Origin of the sequence: Micromonospora sp. NPDC085948, assembly GCF_040686315.1 — a bacterium.
GTDB lineage: Bacteria > Actinomycetota > Actinomycetes > Mycobacteriales > Micromonosporaceae > Micromonospora.
In genome coordinates this window covers 834,929-855,154 of record NZ_JBFBJW010000001.1, presented here as the reverse complement: position 1 = coordinate 855,154, position 20,226 = coordinate 834,929, and the positions used below count along the sequence as shown (strand labels likewise).

Genomic DNA, 20,226 nt, shown 5'->3' with positions numbered 1-20,226 from the left:
GGGGTACCGCGGGAGGATTCGCCCGAGGCGGTTGGCACTGCAGGGTGGGAGCGAGGCGGTCACCGACCCTCGGCTACGGCACGTGTGCAAGACCAGCGAGCACCGATGAGGGAGAAATTAGTGAACGACGAGGTCACCCAGTACATCAACAAGGCGCAGCCGTGGCAGGTCGAGGTCTGCGAGAAGCTTCGCGCGATGATCGACCAGACGGTTCCGGGCGTGGACGAACGACTCCAGTACGGCAAGCCGCACTACCTCAAGAACGGCCACTACGCGGCCGTCATCGCGGTGGCCAAGGCCAAGGTCTCGTTCATGGTCTTCAACGCGACGGACGTACCCGAGGTAAAGGGTTTCCTCCGGGCGATGGGCAAGGGGGAGCGCAAGACCGTCGACATCACCGAAGGGCAGGACGTCGACTTCGGTGCACTCGCCGGCATCCTGGAGAAGACCACTGCTGGCCTGTAGCTGCCGACGTGCCGCGATCGTGCCGGCCGGCGTCCGTCCGGCCGGTCCGGCGTTCCAGCACCCGCCGGTGTACGACGACCTCGTGGTCGTCGCTCAGCAGCGGCACGGGCCGATGCCGTCGGTGGATCCGGTGATCAGGACACGTGCCGTGTGAACTCCTTGGCGCCGGATGAGGCCGTGCCAGACCAATCCTCCGTTGGGGCGTCGCTGTCGGTGCTGTCCGGTCCGGCGCCTCGCTGGTCGATGACGGGAGTTGCAGGGCCGGGCGTCTTGGGCAGGCGAGTTCTGTTCAGGAAATTGGTGAGGAACAGCAGCAGTACTGCGCCGGCATAGAGAAACGCTCCGATGACGAATGACACGCGGTAGCCGGTTTGCTGTGCCGCACCGAGGACGGGGCCGGCGAGGAGGGCACCGATCGGGATGGTGTTGGTGTACAGCGTCGAGGCGCGTCCCCGTTCACGGGGCAGCAGGTCCTGGACATAGGTGATGCCGAGGCCACCGACGGCGGCGACCGTCGCCGCGTTGAGTAGCTGCGCGGCCATGAGTTGCCAGACATCGGTGGCGTAGGCAACCGACACCATGTAGGCGAGGCCACAACCAGTGCCGATGACGAGCAGCCGGTGTATCGGGACGCGGGTGGCGAGATACCCGAAACCGATCATGAGAGGTATCTCCAAACCTGCGCAGAGCCCCAGGAGCAGCCCGGCGCTGCCGATGCCCGCGTCGAGCTCGCGCAGGACGAACAGGGGTAGGGCTTGGACGGCGAGATTGCTGGCGGCGTAGAGAAGCGTGAAGGCGCCCACGCTCATCCAGATAGCGGGGTGCCAGGTAGCGGCTTCCACCGCGTGCGGCAGGTGATCATGTTCGGCTGTTGCCGGTTGTCGCCGCCGCAGGACCGCCAGGACCACGACGGCGACCGTGACGTACATCAGTGCGGAGAAGGCGTAGGTCATCGCGAAGCCGCCGGCGGCCAGCAGCAGCGAGGCAAGAGGTGGACCGGCCACCCAGGAGACGGAGAAGAGCATGCGGAACGTGCTCATCTGCATCGCGACGTTGCTACCGCCGCCCAGTGATTCGCGGGCGTAGGCAAAGATCTGGGGCATCACCGCGTTGGCGACGGCGGTCAGCGTCACGGTGATGAGGAGAAAGAGCCAGTAGTTACGGACGATCGCGGAGAGCCCGCTCGATGCGACACCGGCCAGTGCGGTGATAAGCAAAATGCCACGGCGGTGGGGCAACCGGTCGGAGAGGCGGCCGAACAGGCTGGCGACGATCACGGCACTGATCGGTGCGGCAGCAAGAAACACCGCGATGCGAGCGGTGTCAGCACGCAGCGCTTCGTCGAGAAACAGAGTCAGGTAGGGAGTGGCCATCGCGGCGGACAATCCGACCGCGATGAAGACGATGCCGAGAGCGATGAGATGACGACCACCTCGGCCCTGCTCTGATGCTTCTGACACGAATTCTCCGAGGTTGCGTGGGGCATGGGCGTACTCATCAGGACAACGCGCCTGGACCTGAATGTCACACCCACGTCTGCCGCCGTACTCAGCTCAGCGGTCGATCGAGGCCATGTTGGCCTCGTCGTGGCGGGCGCCGGCGGGCGTGAGCGAGTCGAGGCGCTTGAGTTGGTCGGCGGTGAGTCTGACGGCGTCGGCGGCGGTGTTCTCCGCGGCCGGAACTTCGTCCACGCCCTGCGGCGCCAGCTCATTCTTGATCTTACCCGTGTGCAAAGGGCCGTTCATGGGAGGAGTAGGCAACACGCGGAGGTCCGCGAAGGTGTCCCTGTTTGGGGCAGGCGGAGATCGGCGATCGGCGCGACGATGAGCTGGTGGTCAACAAAGGCACGAACGATCTCGGCGGCTTTCTACGTAGCCGGCGCGAACGCCTGACGCCAGACGCTGCGGGTATCGAGCCCGGCGCCACTCGTCGGCGAGTCCCGGGACTGCGCAGGGAAGAGCTGGCCGAACTCGCCGGGGTAAGTATCGGCTACTACACGCGACTGGAGCAGGGGGTCAGCGGTAGCGCCTCTGCCGCCGTCATCGACGCGCTGGCCGCGGCGTTGCAGCTCTCTCCGGCGGAGCACGAACATCTGCGGATCCTTGCTGCTCCGCGACGACCGACTCGTCCTCGTGCCCGTAGAAGCAAGCTCAGGCCCTCAGTACGTGAACTGCTCGCCGCCCTGCCTGCAACACCGGCGATCGTGATCGATCACCGCGCCGACGTCCTCGCGTGGAACCGCCTCGGACACGCTCTGCTGGCCGGCCATGTCGACGTCGACGCCCCGGACCTGCGGATTCGGCCCAACATCGCCCGAATGCTGTTCCTCGACCCGCACCATCGCGCGTTGTATTGCGACTGGCACGCCAAGGCGCAGGTCACCGTCGCGGCCCTGCATCAGGCGGTTGCGCGGCACCCGGCCGACCCAGTGCTCGAACAGCTCGTCGGCCAACTCGCCGTCGACAGCCCGGAGTTCGCGCGAATGTGGGCGCGGCGCCCCGTCCGAACGTGCTCGTACTACCTACGAGAACTCGACCATCCGATCGTCGGGCGAGTGACTCTGGCTAACGAGACGGTCACCCTCCCTGACGATGACCAGCAGATCGGCCTGTTTTACGCGCGTCCCGGCACATCTGATGCCGACGCGCTCACCTTGCTGGCACAGAGCCTCGTACGACGCGTCGCGCCAGGAACCCTGTCCCGGAAGGAGGAAGCACGATGAGGATCGTCGTCGTCGGCGGCGCCGGCACCATCGGGCGACGTTTGGTGCCCGCGTTGCGATCGCGCGGCCACGACGTTGTCGTGGCCGGACGCACCTCGGGTGACGTCCATGTCGACCTGACCTCGCACTCGACCATCGAGGCCATGTACCGCGAGGTCGGGGCGGTCGACAGCGTCGTGAGCATCGCAGCGCACGGCGCGCTCGACGAGTTCACGACGCTGACATCCGACGCGCTGTTCGAAAACATGCGAGCCAAGTTCTTCGGGCAGGCAGATCTGGTTCTCACCGGCCAGCACCACTGCGCCGACGGTGCCTCGTTCACCCTGACCTCCGGTATCTTCGCCGACCAAGCATGGCCGCACGTCACCGGCGGCGGCGTCATCAGCGGCGCCCTGCACAGCTTCGGCCTGTCGGCCGCGATCGAGCTACCGCGGGGTATGCGGATCAACGTGGTCAGCCCCACGATGATCGGCGACTCCCTCGACGCCTTCGCCGAACACTTCCCCGGCATGCGTCCGGTGCCGATGGACGAACTCGTCGGCCACTACCTGCACTGCGTGGAAGGTGACGACACCGGCCGCATCATCCGGGCGTACGGCTGACCACGCGACTCGCGCTCACACGTCGTCGTCACGATCATCACGGCTGAACGCGCCGGGCTGCCGCCCGTCCGAGTGGCACTGGAGCCGCTGACGATCGGTGTCGATCAGAACAGGGTGTCGCGCCAACGCAGGTCAACGCGGGTCACTCCCTGCCAGAGCACGTAGTGGGCGGGGCATTCGTGGGCCAGGCGGAGAAGTCCGCGGCCGGCGGTGACGCGCCGCTGCAACTGGGCGAAATTGGTGCGCCCGCGCTCGAAAACGATCAGCTCACCGTCGAGCACTGCGCCGAGCGGTACCGCTGCCCGGATCGCCCGGGTGATGTCTGATGGCAACGTCGGGTATTAGAACCATTGGAATGCCAACGCCGTGCAGTCGGTAGCGGCGACGGTTCGAGAGGTCGAGGCGGAGGAGTGACAGCCTCTTGTCGGGGTTTCCGCCGTCCGTTCACCGTCTGCGACAGGCAAATCGAAGGTTGGTATTGCCCACGACCGTCGCCCCAAGCTCTTGTCTGACGGGCTCCGGGTTTGGTGGACAGCAAACGAGACGAACGGCCACTGCCGGCGGCGACATGCGGACTGATGGCTGCCCGAGGCGTGTTCGGGACTGTTCGGGACAGAGATAGCGGCCTCGTTGTCTTGAGGTCACAATCGAAGCGGGCTAGCTTCGAATCTCATCGATGGGCGGAGGGCGACAGTGGCGCCTGCTGGCGGGGGTCACAACTCCTGCGTCAGCCGCAGCAGTGTCGGCAGCCTGCCAGTCTCGTACGGGGCCGGACCAGGACTTCAATCCGTACGGATATCACTTCACCGAAAGCGTCCACCTTCGCAGCGGCCCAAGCCGGGAGTGTGGGGTGGTGGGTTTTGCGAGCGTCGGCAATAAGGTCGACTACCATTGCTGGCGCTGGGGCGATGACGATAGCGGCTACTGGACCTACCTGCGTACGCGGAATACCGTGTACGGCTGGGTCTGGGAGGGTTATCTGGAGTATGGCGGAACTACTTTCTCTTGCGCCTAATCCGGTCCACAAAGGGTGCCTAGTGCGTCGTCATGCCGCCTTGAACAGGTAATCCGGGTGGCGGATTCTGAAGTTGGTCGCAAACCCTGACTCGAAAACCAAGGCGTCCCGCTCCGCCAAGCCGCACATCGCGGTCGGTGGAGCGGGGCGCCTTTCGTCGTCCCAGGGTCATCGACGGCGGGCAGCGACTTCCCGCCGGAACGCCTCCAACCGGGGTCGGCTCCAATCGGTCAGCTCGCAGCCGTCGGGGGCGCACTGGTGACAGGCACGGTCGTTGCGGTGCAGGTCCGCGATCATGCTCGCGACAACCAGATCACCGGGTGGTGCGTGCGGCTCGGGGCAGCAGCACGGCACCTCCCGGCCATCAACGACCATCACCCGAGCGCAATCGTGCCCCAGATCCAGGGGTTGGCCGGATCGGCAACCCGCGCACCAATGCTTCAGGCCGCCCGGGTCAACAGTTCGGGCTCGTACACCGGCTCACCCACGACTTCGAGGTAGTAGGCCGCGTTGCTGCGGGCTATGCCACGCGGCCACGTTGCAGATGGGGCACCGGTCCGGGTTCGGCCAGTGATCGTCAATGATCGCCTTCGCGGTGCGGATCATCTGCGCGCGAACCGAATCTTCGAACAGGTAGGGCGGGACCAGGCGACGATCCGCTGATACAACTCCTCTCGCGGCGTACCAGGGAGGTCATTCGCCGCGTCGTAGTAGTAGCCGGCCAAGCTCATGGCCAGGCCCTGCGCCTCTCCCTGATACAGCTCCGACAGCGTCACTTTCGCTGGCGCGCAGGGCCACGGCTGCTCGTACTGAAGGCAGTCCCACCCGGGCTTGTTGGGTGCGTGCTCGATCGGTTTCTGCGGCTTCAGGCCGGCCATGACCACGGGGCGGTTCACCGCGGCGAGTCCGTTCGGGTGTCGTTGGCATCACCGGCGGGCGGCGGGTTCGGTGTTGCCGCGTCGGAAGGGCGGGCCGGCGGCGCAGCGGGTGGCCGACCGTAGAGGGTGGCCGGGCCTGTCTGGTCCAACAGCGGTACCGGGCGCTCACGTCGACCTCTGCATGGCCACATCCGTCTGGCCCCTCCTGCCCGGGGAGGGGCGGGGGCGACCCCAGGTCCGCCCCCGCCCGCAATGGCGGGTTGGGCGGCGGCGGTGCTGGCACACACCGGCGTGCGCAGGTCGCTTCAACCGCCGCCGCCCGGTCGCGTTCGGCACGGGGGGACCGGACCGGACGACCTGCAACAGACGGTAGGGCGACGGTCACGCAACTTCCGTCACAGCATGAGGCGTTCTCCCACACAGCGCGCCCGCGAGTCCACGCTCATCGGCTGTGTCCGGATACCGAGCCAGCTCAACCGCAGGCGTAGACCGTCAGAGCCGCTGCGTGGTAAGCGCGCAATCACAGCTGCAATCCGTGAGGTGAGTTCAGCATGTTGATCAGCTTCCGCGGCCCGGCGTACTGCGGACGTCGGCGGCAGTGAACACGGACAGCTCAATTCCCGCGCGGGCAAGGCGCCGCCCCGCCGGACGCTCGGTCAGCCGGTCGTGCGCAGTACTGGTGGGAGGGTGTTATCGCGCCCGTGCACTATTCCCCGGGAGACTGGGCATTGTTGAGCCCGTATGCCCCGTTCGAGCAGGCGACGGGGTCGAGTGAGTCCTTCAACGGCGAGAACCACAGGCCGTCGTACACCAGCTCGCCCCAGCGCTGGTCCACGCCCCTCTTGAACCGGGCCAGGTCCCGCTCCACGGTCACTGGTTCCCCAGCCGGGATCCTTCACGTGCATGACGTCGATCTTGATGTGTTGAACCCTGGGACAGGGGCTTTGAGGCAGTCGACGGAGCCGCTGTCGTGCCGGCTGTTGCTGACGTCCTCCCATGGCACTGCCCTCGGCCCGAAGGCGGGTCACTGATCACGGTAATGCCGAGTGACGACGGGTCGCCCGAGCGGACATCGACCAAGGTGCGCTCATCGCGGCTACGGACACCGCCGCCCCGCCTTGGCGGCGAGCGTGGGGAAGCGAAGGATGCGACGGCCGACTGCGCCAAGCGGTTCTGCCATGCTCGAGCAGGCCCTGGGCTGACCGCCGGAGGGCATGACGAGAAGCGAAGGTGGGCGTTGCGTGAGTGACTACGACGTGTTTCTCGCTGACTGCCCTGCCCGTACGACGCTGGAACTGGTGGCTGACACCTGGTCGGTGGTCGTGGTGTTCGGGCTGGGACGTGGTCCGCACCGCTATAGCGATCTTCGCGATCGAATCGGCGGGATCAGCAAGAAGATGCTCACTCAGACACTGCGCAAGTTGGAGCGCAACAACCTCGTGGAGCGACGAGTCTTGGCTACCGCGCCTGCGGGCGTGGAGTACCGATTGACCCACCTCGGGCAGAGCCTGCTCGGGCCGGTGTCGGTCCTCGCTCGGTGGGCCGAGGACCATGCCGACGACCTTGCCGTCGACGACGGCAGCTGACCAGGCGGGGAACCGGATAGTGCCCCACGGCTGTCTAACGTCGCTGTCATGAAGATAGGTGTTCTTGGTGCCGGAGTGATGGCCGATGCGCTCGGCACCCGATGGGCGGCGGCCGGCCACGAGTTGATGATCGCGGGCCGGACGGCGGTCAAGGCCGACGCGTTGGCCCGTAAGTGGGGCGCCCGCGCCGGCAGCTTCGAGGAGGTGGCCGAGTTCGGCGACATCGCGCTGATCGCGGTCCTCTACCAAGGCATGCCGGCAACCTTGGCCGAGATCGGTGACGGGTTGCGCGGCAAACCGATCGTCGACTGCAACAACCCAGTCGAGATCGAACACTTCACACTGGTCACCGAACCCGGCCGGTCGATGGCACAGCAGATCGAGTCGGCCACCGGCGGTCACGTCGTCAAGGCGTTCAACCTCTGCCAGGCGCTCGTGTGGCAGATGGAACCGCCGGTATTCGACAATCGCCGTCTCGTGGTCCCCTACTGCGGTGAACATTCCGCCGCACTGGACATGACCCGGCAGCTCATCACCGACCTTGGCGGCGAACCACTGCCGATCGGCGACCTCCGACACGCGCACCACCTCGAGGCCATGGCAGCAATCGTGATCTCGCTGCTGTTCGGCGGGCGTGATCCGTACACGGTCTTCAACCTCGTGGATCGGGCCACCCACAGCATCGATGCGTAGCTGAATCGCCGGCACATCGTTGGCCACAGCCGCAGAGCTATCGGGCAGCCCGTCGAGATGTGTCTACTCGGACGCGCAGTCGTCAAGTATGAGCGGGCGTTCCGGGCCGAAGGACGACCCGTGCTTAGTACTCCAGCCGCATTTGGTGGAGTCGGCATCTTCGCTGGTAGTGGGCTGTTTTGGTGCGGTGCTGGCGTCGGCGTCGCCATCGTGACCATCGATGGATGTGGCCGAGGGTCGTGGCGAGGAAGTCGCTGACCACCGGTGAGGTGCGGAATGCCGCCACCGCGAGGCACACCTGGTCGGGCGCCAGGTCCGTGACGGACACATAGCTGACTTCCGGGTGGGAGTAGAACACGGCTGTCGAGTCGATGGCCGGCGGGCAGCACCGCCACCCGTGGCTCGGTGTACAGCGGGGCGACGCGCAGGCCGGTCTCGTCGATGGGCAGCCGCACATAGCCGAAGGTCACCCCGGGTCAATCCGTGCCACTCCAGGTCGGCCCTAGTTAATGATCATGGTCGCCGACCGGCCCGGTGTGGTCGCCGTGTAGTCGTCGGTCGGGCGGTTCGCCGGGTCAACGCAGGTCAACGCGGGTCACTCCCTGCCAACGCGGGTCGACCCGCAGGTCGTTACACTGAGCACTCGCGCCCCCGTAGCTCAGGGGATAGAGCATCGGTTTCCTAACCCGAGGCTTCGCTTGTGGCCGAAGGGTGATGACCTGCGGCTTTCCGTCTTCTGCCTGCGTTTGCCGGTCGCAGCGGGGCCTTGCTGTGATCGCTTGCTAAAGATCAGTAAGGCGTCGTTCGCCATGGTCTAACCGCGAGCGAAGGACCACGGTGGACAGTGCCTCGTTGCCCCTGACCATGCGATGGAACTCTGACTCGAGCATTCTGATCCGTAGTCCGCACGGATCAGATGCTCTTACTTTCCGTGACTCGTCCGGTCGTGGGTGTTGTTTGGCGGTTGTTCGTGCTGATGAGGGCCGTAGAGTTATGCCTGGTCAGCGGCATGCGGATGTGACGCGTGTTGAAGCGTGTCCCGAGCACGAGCGCCTGGTTGGGGGCGTGCTGATTCTTCTCGCTCCGTACCAGTCAGGTGCTGAACATCCGAGCACCATCGGAGCACCATCGCGCTGGGTAACTGCCGTTGCGAGTTACTCGGGTCGACCCTTCTGCGACTTCGCCTGGCGTCGTCGCCCGGCCCGTGCCCGCCGTGACGGCCGACCAGATGGTGGCGGCATACGCCGTGAGCCGCCCGAGGGCACCGGAGAGCAGCGTCGGCGCGGCCGCCGATTCTCGACGCTGCTCGTGGTCGCCGGTGCGCGTCGCCGTTCCGGTTGGCGATCACCCGTGAGTATGCGATGCCGTACCTGGTATTGGTTGAACCCCGTGATCAAACGTATGTTCGTCATCGTGGTCTCGATCATCGATGTGGTGGAGAACTACGCGGGCCGCGACGGCCGCGTGGACTTCTCCCGGGTACCCGGCACCGAGCTGATGGCGTTCGGCGAGGAGGTCCGCCGCTACTGCGACGCGGCCGTCGCCGCACCGGCGCGTGAGGCCACCTACCTTGGCGGATGGCCGTCGGCTAACCCGTTCTACGTCGAGTCCAGCGATCTGATCCTGACGTCTCTGCTCTACGCCCGGCACGTCGTCGTCCGTGATCCGATCTCGGACTGGTTCTCGGCCGACCAGTACTACCTGGAGCGTCCGATGGCCGGGCGGCCGGGATACCTGAGCGAGGACGGCCGGGCGAACGTCGCGGAGACGCGCGCCTTCCTCGGCAATGCCGTACCGGGATTGCTCGCTCTCAAGCCGCTGGTCGAGCGCGGCATCGTCAGCATCGTCCCGGCCGCTGCGCTGCACCGACGCGAGGACGCGCAGGTGCGCGATCTGATCGCCGCGATCATGGAGCAGATCACCGATCCCTACGCCGTAACGAGCCGCTTCACCCCAGCTGACGTGGCGACGGCGGACAACCTGCGAGGAACGTTCGTCTTCGCCGGAGGTGACCGGGAGACGCAGCTACGTGCCGCCATCAAGCACGGCGTGCGTTACTTCGCACGGGAGTTTATGTTCGCGTCGCAGACCGGTGCGACGTACTGTGCCCCATTCCCGTTCGAGGAGTTCCTGTGCGATCGGGTGGGTGCCGGCCTCGCCCCCGCTGAAGCACGGGTGGCCCAGTTGCTGATCGCCTCGGACGTCCCGATCTTCCACGGTCTGAACGCGAAGGTGGTTGCCGCCGTCCACGACGACGACAACTTCGGCGAGTTCCGCCGCCAGCTCTACGAGACGTACGGCGAGCTGCCCGCCGCCCCGCCGCGGGAACGCACGACGTACCTGCGCGACCGCGAGGATGCGACGTTGCGGCCACTGGTCGACGCCGCCCGCCGGGACGCCGACCGGGGAGCGCTGTCGCGCATCGGCGTCCGGTACGGCGGAGACGCCTTCGCCCTCGGTGCCGGCATCGTCGCGGAGACGATGTTTCCCACCGGCGGCGCGGCTGCCGTCGCCACCACCACGATCATCGAAATGGTCAAGCGGAAACTCGAAGCCGGCCAGAACCAGACCTCCGCCACCGTTTGGACGACACTGGCGCGGCACGGTCGCCGGGCAGCGCGCGAACTGCCCGCCCGTGACCAGCCGGCCATCCCCGGGCCGGACCAACCGGGTGACCGGAACTGGGGCATCCCGGCGGAGGCCGGCATGAACGTTGTCGTCAGTTCCGGCTCGATGCTGGTCGACTTCGTCCCCGGCGGGCCATCGGTGGACGGGAACGCCTCGACGTACCAGGAGGGACCGTACCGGCCGTGCGCATGTGCCAGCGGTCGCAAGTACAAGTTCTGCTGCGCTGGCGTGGCATAACGGCTGCACCTGGGATAACCGGGTCTCGAGCTGAAGTGGTCTTCGTTACTGGTGCTGGGCCTCGTGCTCGGGCTCATCGCCGGACTCGCCCCGTCCCCCGATCTGTAGAGAGAGTCGATCGGTGCAGGTGGCGGCGCGGTGCCGTCGGCGGATAGGCAGCCGACGGCACCCGGAAGCGCCGCCGGCGGCCTGTCACTTCTCGTTGCAGACGCCCTTGTGCTGCTTCGCGCTGCCGTTGAGGATGCGGCCGGTGGTGGTGTCGTGTTTGAACCAGGTCGTGCCGACCTTGAACTCACTACGCTTCTTGACCGCGCCGACGCGGTGTCCGCGTCCGGTGTTCTTCGCCATGTCTCTCACCTCCTTCCAATGTCCGTCTTGCTCGACCGGCGGCTTCGCGCTTGCCTGGCCGACGTGAGGCGGCTGATGACGGCCACCTTGATGTCCGTCGATGATGGCGTCGTGCCGGGTCACGATGTGGGTGTGTCATTGAGCTTCGCGACGGCGGTCTTCATGTGGTTGAACCGCCGCAGTCGACGCATCCAGGGTCGCGATCGCCGGTGTGCCGCGGGCCGATCTGCATGCCGGGCCGCTTGGTGGTGCCGAGCAGGTCGATGTCGAGCCAGGCGGCGGGCGGGCGCGCACCGGCGAGCCAGGCGACGAGCTCAGTGAGGGCGGCGTTGACGGCGAGTCCGTTGAGGTGGACGACCAAGGCGGCTGGTCGGTGACGGTTTCCGGGCCTGTTCGGGGCTGTGCTGGAACTGTCGGAGGTGCCGTCTAGCCTCCCTGAGCAGAACGACCTGGAGGGAGCTGCTGTGTCGGGCCAGCTGGAAGAGGTGCTCAGGCATCGCTACATCTACGTGCCGCGTGGCACCGAAACGGACACGATCCAGCCTGGCAAGCGGCTCGGCCTTGCTGTAGCGCGCGAGCGCAGCGCCCATCTGACGGTCGTAGCGCCCGACAAGAACTCGGCGACTCACCACCCCGAACTCGCCAAGCTCGACATCGTGACCGAGCGGAGCGGCCACCCACAAGATGGCGGCGTGGTCCTTGCCTGGTGCCCGACCTACAAGGTTATGGAGAAGATCCAGCGCCTGGATCGGAGCGTGGTGGTGCTCGTCGAGTGGATCCCTAGCGAGTTTGACGCTTGGGCGAGGCTTCGTGGCGCGTACAACGTCGTCACTGGCGAGGTCATGGACGCGGGTCTGAGCGCCGAGATCTCGAAGGTGTTGGAGGGCATCGTGTCCGAGGGATACAACGGCTGGACCAAGGGCACCGATGAGCTCGTGACCCTCAGCTTCCTCAAGGATCTCGCAGCAGCTGGTGCCTACGACCGCGAGCTGGTGCTCGCGTACGCCCGACAGTCCAAGTCCGAGCACACCATCGAGAGGCTTAAGAAGATCCTCGACAAGTTCGAAACGTCGCAGAGGTCGCTGGTGACCACACCGGAATCGGATTACCTGACCAGCCGCAATTGGTAGGTGTACCTCGATGACCTTCACATCGCTCCATCGCTACCTCGGCGATCCGTCCGGTCCGCTCACAGGCGAGATGATCGACCGCGCCATCGCTCAGGGCCTCCGCGAAACGGACGACCTGGACTGGAAATCCGAGCTGCCGCCGCTCAGCGCGATCCCGAACTCCGACTTCCCCAAGGACGTTGCTGCCATGGCCAACAGCGGTGGCGGCACACTGGTCTTCGGCGTCACCGAAGCACAGAAGACAGCCACCGGACGCAAGGACACCGGCGAGCTGACTGAGGTCTATGAGCGCGGCCTGCGCAGCGCCGCCGTGACGGCGATCAGCCCGCCGGTCTTCGGGCTCGAGGTACTTCAGCTCGGCGAACCGGGCAACCAGTGCGTAGTGGTCGTGATCCCACCCAGTGTCGACGGCCCGCATCTGATCTACAAGAAGGAGTACTTCGGCGCACCCATCCGCAACGACGCAGACACCGTCTGGATGAAAGAGCGTCAGATCGAGGCGATGTACCGAGCGCGCTTCGACGAACGCCGGCGATCCACCGAGGTGCTCGACAAGCTCTACGCCGAGTCGGCCGCCATGCGCTCACCCGACAGCCCCGCCTGGATCGTGGCAGTAGCGCACCCGCGACTGCCGTCGGCGCTCACGAACCGGCCAGATCAGACGGCAGCCAGGATGGCGTTCGAGGAGGCGAGCAAGAACGCCCTCGTCTACGTCGGGCGAGGCAGCCTGCACCCGATTGAGAACGTCGACCGGAACAACCCCCGCCCCGGGCTCCGCCGATGGACGGCTAGACCCATGAGCGACGGCGACAGCCAACGCTGGAAGGAAGCCTGGATCAGCATCCACGACAACGGCTCAGTGAGCCTCGCGGCAGCGGTCGGCGGTCACCGGCGTTCGAGCACGGAGTACAACGATGACCATGTCGTCGAGTCGCGAGACGTCGAGGTGGCGATCGCAGACTTTATGGGCCTGATCCGTGAGGCAAGCGACCGTCTGGGACTCGGTGAGTACGAGGTCAGGGTCCGGTTCGAGTGGAACAAGACCGAGCGGCTCCAGATCTGGACCACCGACGGGATGAACTTCTCGTACGCGGGCAGCACCATTCCCCTCGCCCAGTACACGCCCATCGAGGTGACGGTACGAGCAGACGCGGAGTCGGCAGACTTTTACCAGCAGGTGTACGACCTGGCGCTTGACTGCTTGAACCAGGGTGGCATCGCCCACGTGCAGACAGTGACCCGCCCGCGTCTCCGCTCGTCACGGCTTTGATCGTGTGGGGCGGCCCAAAGGGGCTGGAACCCCTAACCATCTGATCCGTAGCTCCCCGTCGCCGCTACAGGAGCAAGCCGACCACCGATCGGCGGCTACCGCACGCCCAGCGACTCACACCGGGTCGGAATGATCAGCCCTTGGAGCCTTTCCAAGCTGATCTTGCAGCTCAGGGTGGGTGCGGCGAGCTCGGAGATCGATGAGGGTGAGGGGCCAGGTAAGACAGCAGTCGACCAAGATTAGATGCCCCGACCGAGAGCCTCGCCTGCGCTGTCTTACCTCTCCACGATCCCGCTGTCCAGCCGCACCCTGAACCACCTCGCCGAACGCATCCGAGCGCACCGCACCCAGCACCGAACCCGGTGGCGGCGCCTCGGCCCGGGCCGGCAGGCGCTGCTCGCCCTGGCGCACCTGCGCAACGGCGACACCTACGCCCGGCTCGCCGCCGGGATCGCCGTCGATGTCGCCACCGCCTGGTGCTACGTCCGGGAGGCGATCATGCTGCTCGCCGCAGGCGCCGAGGACCTGGCCACCGCGATGAGGCGCATCCGCCGCCTGGCGTACGCGATTGGACGGCACGCTGATTCCGATCGACCGCGTGGCGGACCAGAAGCCGTACTACTCAGGCAAACACAAGCGCCATGGCGTCAACGTCCAGGTCCTCACCGACGCCGCCGGTCGGCTCGTGTGGGCCTCAGCAGCGCTACCCGGCTCGGCACACGACCTCACCGCCGCCCGCATCCATGGCATCATCGACGCGCTGACCAACGCGGACAAGGGATACCAGGGCGCTCGGGGGATAAAGAACCGGCCAGACAGGTCGAGCCGATACCTAGGCCAGGCCCATAGCCGGCTTGTTGATCCGGTGCAGTCCGGGTGGGCGCTACGAATGAGGTCAGCCCACTCGTCGGGCCGGTCTGGTCCCCGGACCGGCATCACTCGATCGGTTGGGCGCGGACGCGGCTCAGCGGGCCAGCTTGACCAGTGGTGCCACGAGCGGCTTTGGGTCGTCACCGAAGAGCAGAACGATGGTCTTGTGGCGGGCGCGGGTTAGCACCACGTACAGCAGGCGAGAGCCGGTTTCGAAGGGCTCGTGGCGCTCCGGTCCGTAGAAGTCGTTGCTGCGCAGGACGACGACGGTGGAGTCGGCTTCGCGTCCCTTCGTCTGGTACAGCCCCATAAGCTGCACCGGTGCGGCCGGCTCACCGGTGACGTGAGTGAGCAGGTCGGTGCGGTACGCGGCGATGGCGGTGTCGAGGGCTCCCAACGCCTCGGCCGGGTCGCCGTGCCGACGCAGGTGACGTACGACTTGCGGCTGCAGCAGCTGAGCGGCGCGTTGCCAGTGACGGCCGCTGCGGGGCAGTCCAAGAGTGTCGTGCGCCTCGGCGGCGAGGACCACAGCGGCGGACGGTCCGGCACCGTCCAGGTGTTGGCGGAGGTTGTTCAGACGCCGCTCAAGGGTCGCGGGCGCAGGGACTTGGCCAAGGAGTATCCGAGCCAGGTCCGGAACCTGTTTGCCACGTACCGAGCTGGTCACGAAGACCGCGAGACGTTGCAGCACCCGCGTCCAGGAGGCGACATCGCCTGCGAACTGGACCATCGCGTGCTGCGCGTCGAGGGCCGAGCTCAGGCATTCCGGCAGGCCGATGGCCTCGTGGGCGATGTCGAGTCCGGTGAGCTGGTCGGACAGGCCGGTGGTGGCGTCGACGTGATGGCTGAACACCCCGACGGTGTGCCCTTCGGCCCGCAGCTGCTCGACGACGCCGGCGACGACCTCCGCCTCCCGATCGGTCGGCAGGCCCGCCCGGATGTGTAGTCGTCCGGTGTCCAGGGCGGCGGTGACGGCGTCATGGTCGAACTCGCGGCGACGGATCGCGGCTGCCGCGGCCGGCAGGATGTTGCTGGGGTCGCGGTGGGACACGTCGGGCAGGTCGATGCGCCGGGCACCGGGCAGCTCGAGGGTAGTGTCGAGCCGTTCCGGCCCGACGCCGACGGCGTCGGGCAGTTCGCTGTAGATGCACTGGTTGGGGTCGCCCAGCAGCAACAGCCGGGCGTCGCCGCGGATGGTGGTCAGCAGTTCGAACTGCCGGTCGTCGGTGTCCTGGAACTCGTCGCAGACGATGATCGACCAGCGGGCCTGAAGGTGTTCGCGGACGGCCGGCACGGCGCACAGCTCAAGGGCGCGGGGCAGCATGTCCCGGTAGCGGACCGTGTCGCGGACGCGGAACAGCTTGGCTTCGGTCTCGCTGAGCATCCTCGGTTCGGCTAGCCCGATCGTCCCACCCCAGCGGGCGAGCATCCGCCAGGCGAAGGCATGGAAGGTGGTGGTCTCAACTCGCGGCTGGTAAGGGCCGAGGACCTCAGCGGTGCGGTCGAGTATTTGTGCCACCGACGAGCGGGAGAACGACAGGAACAGCGCCCGAGCCGTCGGCCGGCGGGTGCGCTGGCGCGGGACGGCCGTGGCGGCGTGATGGTCGTCGAGGCGTTGCAGGTGTGCTCGGACAGCTGCCGCGGCCGTTGTGGTCTTGCCGGTGCCGGCACCGCCGCACACCAGCAGGACGGGATCTTCGGCGTCGACGACCTGCCGCTGCGTCGGGTCAGGCTGATGGGTCACGGCAGCGCCAGCTCTACCAGTCCGACCGCGCCGACCGGCTTGCACAGCGTGTTGAGGACCTTTCTGGCTAGTGGCGGTGCCTGACCTGGCGGCAGCGCCTCCACGTACGGCTGGTGCAGCCCACCCTTCGCCTTCAACTGCTTGATGATCTTGCCTTCGAGATCCTTGTCGTCGATCGTGTCAACGTTGATGCCGGTCAAGTCGTGGTCGTCAGCGAGCTGGCGCAGCGCTGTCCGCAGCCGGGTCGGTTCGACGCCGTGGGTCAGTGCCCGTTCGACCGAGGTGCGTTCGGGCAGTTGGATCACCTGCTCGACCACCCCGGTGAGCTCGGCGATGAGGGCGGCGTCGGCGCCGGGCTTGTCGTTGTCGAGCACCACGCGCACGTGGAAGCCGAGTTCACTGGCGAGGCGGGCCAGCTTGGGCAATTCATCCTTGCCGCCGTCGCCGTTGGCCGGGGCGACCATCCGCACACCGGACGCGGCCGGCGGTGCCACGTCACTCCGGCGCAGCCGGCGGTCGGCGACGGCGGTGTAGCCGTCTAAGTCGTGCGCGCCTTCCAGCAGCGCCACGGTTCGGGCTGTCATCGCCGGCAGCAGGAGCAGGTGCAGTTGGCGGCGGGCCGAGCGTTCCTTGCGGCCGGTGCCGGGCGCCAACTGATGGACCTGACGGTGACCGTGGCTGCGGGTTAGCCGGATCATCTCCTCAGGCGTGAACGCCCGGACCACGTCGGGGCGGCGGGTGGACAGCCACACCTGTCCGGCCTTGCGCCGCAGCAAGCAGGCCAGGTACTCCGCAGACGCCGCGTCGAGGTCGTCGCCGAAGTCGTCAGCGAGCACAATCGCGCCAGGTGCCGACGCGGACACCACCGCCTCGGCAGCGGCCAGCACCCCAGTTGTGGTGGAGCCGTGCGCCGTGAGCGGCAGTGGGCCGGCGGCGTCGAGGGCCAGCGTGGGCTGTAGAGCCCGCAGAATCGCCGAGACGGAGCCGTCATCGGCGGCGAAGCCGATGTCGCCGGCCGGGGCGGTGCCGGTCATCTGCAGCAACTGCGCCGCGCCGGCTCCGAGAACCTCCTCGATCGTCTTTCGGATGCTGTTGCTGCCGGTCAGCCGGTCGGTCGCGTCGGCCAGATCCGTGTTCAACGCCGCCAGCGCCGCAAGCAGGTCCGGATTGTCGGCGTCGGAGACCAGGCGCCGGAACGTCCCGTCCGGGCGCAGCTGCAGCGGAGCACGCCGGTCTAGCACGATCGCCGCGACGAGGTTACGCTCGGCGCGAGGTGCCCGCAGGCCGCTCTTCGGATACTCCACCCAGTGCTCGGCGGTCTCGCTGGCCTGGTCGACGCGCAGCCGGTAGCACAACCGCAGCCCCATGACCGCCTTGTCGGCACGGGCCTCCTCCGCCGGCATACCGGTGTCCGGATCGATCAGCTCCAACCGGTCGTCGAGCTCCTGGGCGACCGCATCGTCGAGCTCGACCAGCGTGACCTCGACTTCGGTCAGCTCATCCTCCGCGTCCGGCGTCGGGACCGGTCGGTGCACGTCGAGCAGGTTGGGACGGGCGTTGGTGCTACGCGGATCAAGCACCCGCCGCAAGGCAGTGATCAAATCGGTGCGACCTGCCCTCGGTTCTCCTACCACCACGGCGTGCTCGGCCGGGAACAGCTCCAAGTCGACGAAGCCGCGGAAGCGCTGCAAGCGAACCCTGAGTGCGCGCACGACGCCGTCCACCTTTCGAAACTGATGCTCTGTCGGGTCGGTCGAGCCGTTCCGACCGCAACTCGCCGGATTATTGCCTCGCTCAACAGGACGTGTCCATGGACCGCCTGGAGCCGCTCTATCTTGCCGCACTTACCCGGGATGCCGCCGCTGACTTTCTGGCTCGGACGCACCCAACTCGTCGCCGACGCCACCGGTATTCCCTCAGCACACCGGCATGAGCGCCGCCGCTCGGGCCATCGGCAGCAACGTGCGGACCCCGTCGGCCCGGGCCGGTGTTCACCCGATCCGGTGCGGCGGCTGTCAGTGGCGCGCTTGCCTGCGGCGCGGTGCTACCCGCGTCGCCCTTAGGAACTGCCGCATCTGTGCCGGATGATGGTGCGGTGGCATACGACCTGACCCGGATCGACGAACGGCGGTTCGAGGACCTGTGCCGGGCGTTGGCGGTTCATGTGCTTGGGTCTGGCCTGCAGGTCTTCGGTCCCGGACCGGACGGCGGCCGGGAAGCCGCGTTCGACGGCCCGGTGCCGTACCCGACCAGCAGCGACGGCTGGGACGGCTACGGCATACTGCAGGCCAAGTGCCGCCAGCACGACGTCGGGCGCAACGACGCGGACTGGCTGAGCCGCACGATCATCCGGGAGCTGGACCTGTGGGCCGATCCCGCCCGCAAACGGGTCAGCGACGGCCGCGTCCCGCACTACCTGATCGTCACAACGAACGTGCGGCTGACCAGCGTCGCGCGGCGCGGCGGCATCGACCGGGTCCGGACCCTGCTGGCCGGCTACGCCGACCGACTCGGCCTGAAGGGCTGGGACCTGTGGGACGCCAACAAACTTTCCGCGTTCCTCGACGCCTATCCCGATGTCGCGGCACGCTTCGCCGAGTTCATTTCGCCGGGTCAGGTGCTGTTCAAGGCGATCGGCACGCTCGATGATGTCCACACCGCCCTGTCCGGCGGCCGGTTCACGGTCGGCCAAGGCGAGCCCGGCTGTCGTAGGGCGTTCGAGGCGGCGTACCGGGCCGCCGGTGGTGCGGCCGTTCTGGGCGAGCCGAGCAGCGAGGTTTACGACGACGGACCCGGCTGGGTACAGCACTTCACCGCCCCATCCAGCAAGACATCTGACGTACCGGTCGGCGGCGAGGCGGTGATCTGCGCCGGGCGCGGCCGACCGGCGGTCGCGGTCGCCGCCGCACTGTGGGACACCATCCGCGCCGCCGGCGGTGCCGGGCAGCTGTCCTCGGTCGGCTACCCGGTCGTCACTGCGGACACTCCGCCGCTGTTATCCACCGATGCCGACGAGGTGCTCCTCGACGGCGGCGACTGGCAGGCTGGCCGCCTGGTCCGTGACCCCGGCGGCTGGCTGTGGAAGCCGCAGACGGCGTTCAGTTTCGACGTCGGCATGACCCGCGATTGGCACACCGCTGGCGGCGACATGATGGACCTGCGGCTAAGGTGTGCCGCCACCATGCGCTGGGCCGACATCGCAGCGTTCGCGATCGACGGCGACGGACGGCGGCGGCTGCGCGCCGCGCTGCGCGAAGGACCGCTCAACGAGGTCATCGCCGCGCTCGCCGCCCGGTTCGGGCTCGACGCAGGCGGCGACTGGGACCGGACTCCCGAGGCCGAGGGCTACAACAACCGGCGCTTCGCCAGCTACCGCCGGCTCGTCCCTGGCATCGAGGGCCGTCCAGCGCTCGGAGTGTGGGCGCGGTTTCAGCTGGCCGACGGGCTGCGTGACACCGTCGTGAGCATCATCGACCTGCGCATCGACTTCACCGCCCTGCCCGAGCACGTCACCGGCCCGGACGCCCCGCCGGTCGACCCGCCTCACCGGCTAAACCCGGCCGACCTGCACCACTACCTGACCGCTGCGTGGCTGGCCGCGTCCCAGTCTCTGCCGCTCGCCGCCACCCCGCATCCCGACGCCGCCACACCTGCCGGACCGAGCCGTCTCGAAGTGCACCTGGGCACTGAACGGCCGTGGGCGTCGCCGCCTGGCGGACGGGCCGTCGGGCTGCTGGACATGCTTGATCTCGCCGACTGGGGCAGCCCACCCGAGCAGCTCAGTCCGTGGATGTCGGCGACGGTGACCACGCCGTTGAACCTCACCGTCGCCGAGGTCGACGACCTCGTCGAGCACACACTGCGGTATCTGGCGTCCGGGTTCGGGTTCCTCGAACCCGATGACTGACAGCAGCTCCGGCCGGTCGGGCGGGCTCCGTCGCCAGTTCCCGGCGGCAGCGAGCGTTGAGCAGCGACGCAGCAGCCCAACTCGACCGGCTGTCCGGAATGTCCAGATGTCGCGGCACCAAGGCGCCTGTG

Annotated in this window: 18 protein-coding genes and 2 pseudogenes; 11 read left to right on the top strand and 9 right to left on the bottom strand. The window is 67.4% G+C overall.

The genetic code is table 11. The features are described 5' to 3' along the window. Nucleotides 1–120: 120 nt before the first annotated feature. On the top strand, nt 121–465 hold the full coding sequence (locus tag AB0O48_RS04165; RefSeq protein ID WP_357240996.1) for a DUF1801 domain-containing protein: 345 nt from the start codon (nt 121–123) through the stop codon (nt 463–465). Between the two features lie 134 nt (nt 466–599). Here AB0O48_RS04165 and AB0O48_RS04160 read toward each other — a convergent pair whose 3' ends face one another. Beyond that, nucleotides 600–1,925, bottom strand: a complete 1,326-nt coding sequence (locus AB0O48_RS04160; protein ID WP_357572067.1) for a sugar efflux transporter — start codon at nt 1,923–1,925, stop codon at nt 600–602. Between the two features lie 93 nt (nt 1,926–2,018). Then, nucleotides 2,019–2,210: a hypothetical protein gene (locus tag AB0O48_RS04155; protein WP_357572068.1), complete on the bottom strand. Its 192-nt coding sequence runs from the start codon at nt 2,208–2,210 to the stop codon at nt 2,019–2,021. Between the two features lie 44 nt (nt 2,211–2,254). Here AB0O48_RS04155 and AB0O48_RS04150 point away from each other — a divergent pair, with 44 nt between their 5' ends. Beyond that, entirely contained in the window at nt 2,255–3,187 is a 933-nt protein-coding gene (locus AB0O48_RS04150) for a helix-turn-helix transcriptional regulator (RefSeq protein ID WP_357241002.1), read from the top strand. Further along, nucleotides 3,184–3,789, top strand: a complete 606-nt coding sequence (locus tag AB0O48_RS04145; protein ID WP_357241005.1) for a short chain dehydrogenase — start codon at nt 3,184–3,186, stop codon at nt 3,787–3,789. Before AB0O48_RS04150 ends, AB0O48_RS04145 begins: the two co-directional genes overlap by 4 nt. Before the next feature lie 104 nt (nt 3,790–3,893). On the opposite strand, the gene AB0O48_RS04140 is transcribed toward AB0O48_RS04145, so the two are convergent. Next, nucleotides 3,894–4,121: a hypothetical protein gene (locus tag AB0O48_RS04140; RefSeq protein ID WP_365062837.1), complete on the bottom strand. Its 228-nt coding sequence runs from the start codon at nt 4,119–4,121 to the stop codon at nt 3,894–3,896. A gap of 344 nt (nt 4,122–4,465) precedes the next feature. Between AB0O48_RS04140 and AB0O48_RS04135 the strand changes: the two genes are divergently transcribed. Then, a complete protein-coding gene (locus AB0O48_RS04135) occupies nt 4,466–4,804 on the top strand; it encodes an SH3 domain-containing protein (RefSeq protein ID WP_365062835.1) in 339 nt (112 codons plus the stop codon). Nucleotides 4,805–5,406: 602 nt separating this feature from the next. Here the strand turns inward: AB0O48_RS04135 and AB0O48_RS04130 are convergent. Together AB0O48_RS04130 and AB0O48_RS04125 are read right to left on the bottom strand one after the other, a co-directional pair. Beyond that, nucleotides 5,407–5,700 carry a hypothetical protein gene (locus tag AB0O48_RS04130; RefSeq protein WP_365062833.1) on the bottom strand — a complete coding sequence of 98 codons (294 nt, stop codon included), beginning with the start codon at nt 5,698–5,700 and terminating at the stop codon, nt 5,407–5,409. 748 nt (nt 5,701–6,448) lie between these two features. Beyond that, nucleotides 6,449–6,562 (bottom strand): annotated as a pseudogene (locus tag AB0O48_RS04125) (hypothetical protein); the annotation flags it as partial. Nucleotides 6,563–6,923: 361 nt separating this feature from the next. On the opposite strand from AB0O48_RS04125, the gene AB0O48_RS04120 reads away from it, so the two are divergent. The 3 genes from AB0O48_RS04120 to AB0O48_RS04110 all read left to right on the top strand — a co-directional run bounded on the left by AB0O48_RS04120 (nt 6,924) and on the right by AB0O48_RS04110 (nt 10,826). After that, a complete protein-coding gene (locus AB0O48_RS04120) occupies nt 6,924–7,268 on the top strand; it encodes a helix-turn-helix domain-containing protein (RefSeq protein WP_357241014.1) in 345 nt (114 codons plus the stop codon). Nucleotides 7,269–7,316: 48 nt separating this feature from the next. Continuing rightward, nucleotides 7,317–7,961: an NAD(P)-binding domain-containing protein gene (locus tag AB0O48_RS04115; protein WP_357572071.1), complete on the top strand. Its 645-nt coding sequence runs from the start codon at nt 7,317–7,319 to the stop codon at nt 7,959–7,961. Nucleotides 7,962–9,350: 1,389 nt separating this feature from the next. Further along, nucleotides 9,351–10,826: a hypothetical protein gene (locus AB0O48_RS04110; RefSeq protein ID WP_365062831.1), complete on the top strand. Its 1,476-nt coding sequence runs from the start codon at nt 9,351–9,353 to the stop codon at nt 10,824–10,826. Nucleotides 10,827–11,018: 192 nt separating this feature from the next. Here AB0O48_RS04110 and AB0O48_RS04105 read toward each other — a convergent pair whose 3' ends face one another. Both AB0O48_RS04105 and AB0O48_RS04100 read right to left on the bottom strand, forming a co-directional pair. Further along, a complete protein-coding gene (locus tag AB0O48_RS04105) occupies nt 11,019–11,297 on the bottom strand; it encodes a hypothetical protein (RefSeq protein ID WP_365062829.1) in 279 nt (92 codons plus the stop codon). A 37-nt stretch (nt 11,298–11,334) separates the two neighbouring features. Next, nucleotides 11,335–11,535: a hypothetical protein gene (locus AB0O48_RS04100; RefSeq protein WP_357195084.1), complete on the bottom strand. Its 201-nt coding sequence runs from the start codon at nt 11,533–11,535 to the stop codon at nt 11,335–11,337. Between the two features lie 103 nt (nt 11,536–11,638). Between AB0O48_RS04100 and AB0O48_RS04095 the strand changes: the two genes are divergently transcribed. The 3 genes and pseudogenes from AB0O48_RS04095 to AB0O48_RS04085 all read left to right on the top strand — a co-directional run. Beyond that, nucleotides 11,639–12,304 (top strand): hypothetical protein, encoded by a 666-nt coding sequence (locus tag AB0O48_RS04095; protein ID WP_365062826.1) that lies wholly within the window; start codon nt 11,639–11,641, stop codon nt 12,302–12,304. Nucleotides 12,305–12,314: 10 nt separating this feature from the next. Next, the gene (locus tag AB0O48_RS04090) at nt 12,315–13,574 is read left to right on the top strand and encodes an ATP-binding protein (protein WP_365062824.1); all 1,260 of its coding nucleotides are present in this window, start codon (nt 12,315–12,317) and stop codon (nt 13,572–13,574) included. Between the two features lie 243 nt (nt 13,575–13,817). Then, nucleotides 13,818–14,373, top strand: a pseudogene (locus AB0O48_RS04085) (transposase family protein); the annotation flags it as partial. A gap of 165 nt (nt 14,374–14,538) precedes the next feature. On the opposite strand, the gene AB0O48_RS04080 reads toward AB0O48_RS04085, so the two are convergent. Together AB0O48_RS04080 and AB0O48_RS04075 are read right to left on the bottom strand one after the other, a co-directional pair. Beyond that, nucleotides 14,539–16,188, bottom strand: a complete 1,650-nt coding sequence (locus AB0O48_RS04080; protein WP_365062822.1) for a UvrD-helicase domain-containing protein — start codon at nt 16,186–16,188, stop codon at nt 14,539–14,541. After that, complete coding sequence (locus AB0O48_RS04075) at nt 16,185–17,768, bottom strand: hypothetical protein (protein WP_365062820.1); 1,584 nt, start codon at nt 17,766–17,768, stop codon at nt 16,185–16,187. The genes AB0O48_RS04080 and AB0O48_RS04075 overlap by 4 nt, the downstream gene beginning before the upstream one ends. A gap of 515 nt (nt 17,769–18,283) precedes the next feature. Between AB0O48_RS04075 and AB0O48_RS04070 the strand changes: the two genes are divergently transcribed. Beyond that, nucleotides 18,284–20,095, top strand: a complete 1,812-nt coding sequence (locus AB0O48_RS04070) for a hypothetical protein (RefSeq protein ID WP_365062819.1) — start codon at nt 18,284–18,286, stop codon at nt 20,093–20,095. Nucleotides 20,096–20,226: the final 131 nt, after the last annotated feature.

Excerpts from the sequence above, each read along its gene's own strand:
- AB0O48_RS04155 (WP_357572068.1), bottom strand. The coding sequence starts at position 2,210 with ATGAACGGCCCTTTGCACACGGGTAAGATCAAGAATGAGCTGGCGCCG.
- AB0O48_RS04145 (WP_357241005.1), top strand. The coding sequence starts at position 3,184 with ATGAGGATCGTCGTCGTCGGCGGCGCCGGCACCATCGGGCGACGTTTG.
- AB0O48_RS04135 (WP_365062835.1), top strand. The coding sequence starts at position 4,466 with ATGGGCGGAGGGCGACAGTGGCGCCTGCTGGCGGGGGTCACAACTCCT.
- AB0O48_RS04115 (WP_357572071.1), top strand. The coding sequence starts at position 7,317 with ATGAAGATAGGTGTTCTTGGTGCCGGAGTGATGGCCGATGCGCTCGGC.
- AB0O48_RS04090 (WP_365062824.1), top strand. The coding sequence starts at position 12,315 with ATGACCTTCACATCGCTCCATCGCTACCTCGGCGATCCGTCCGGTCCG.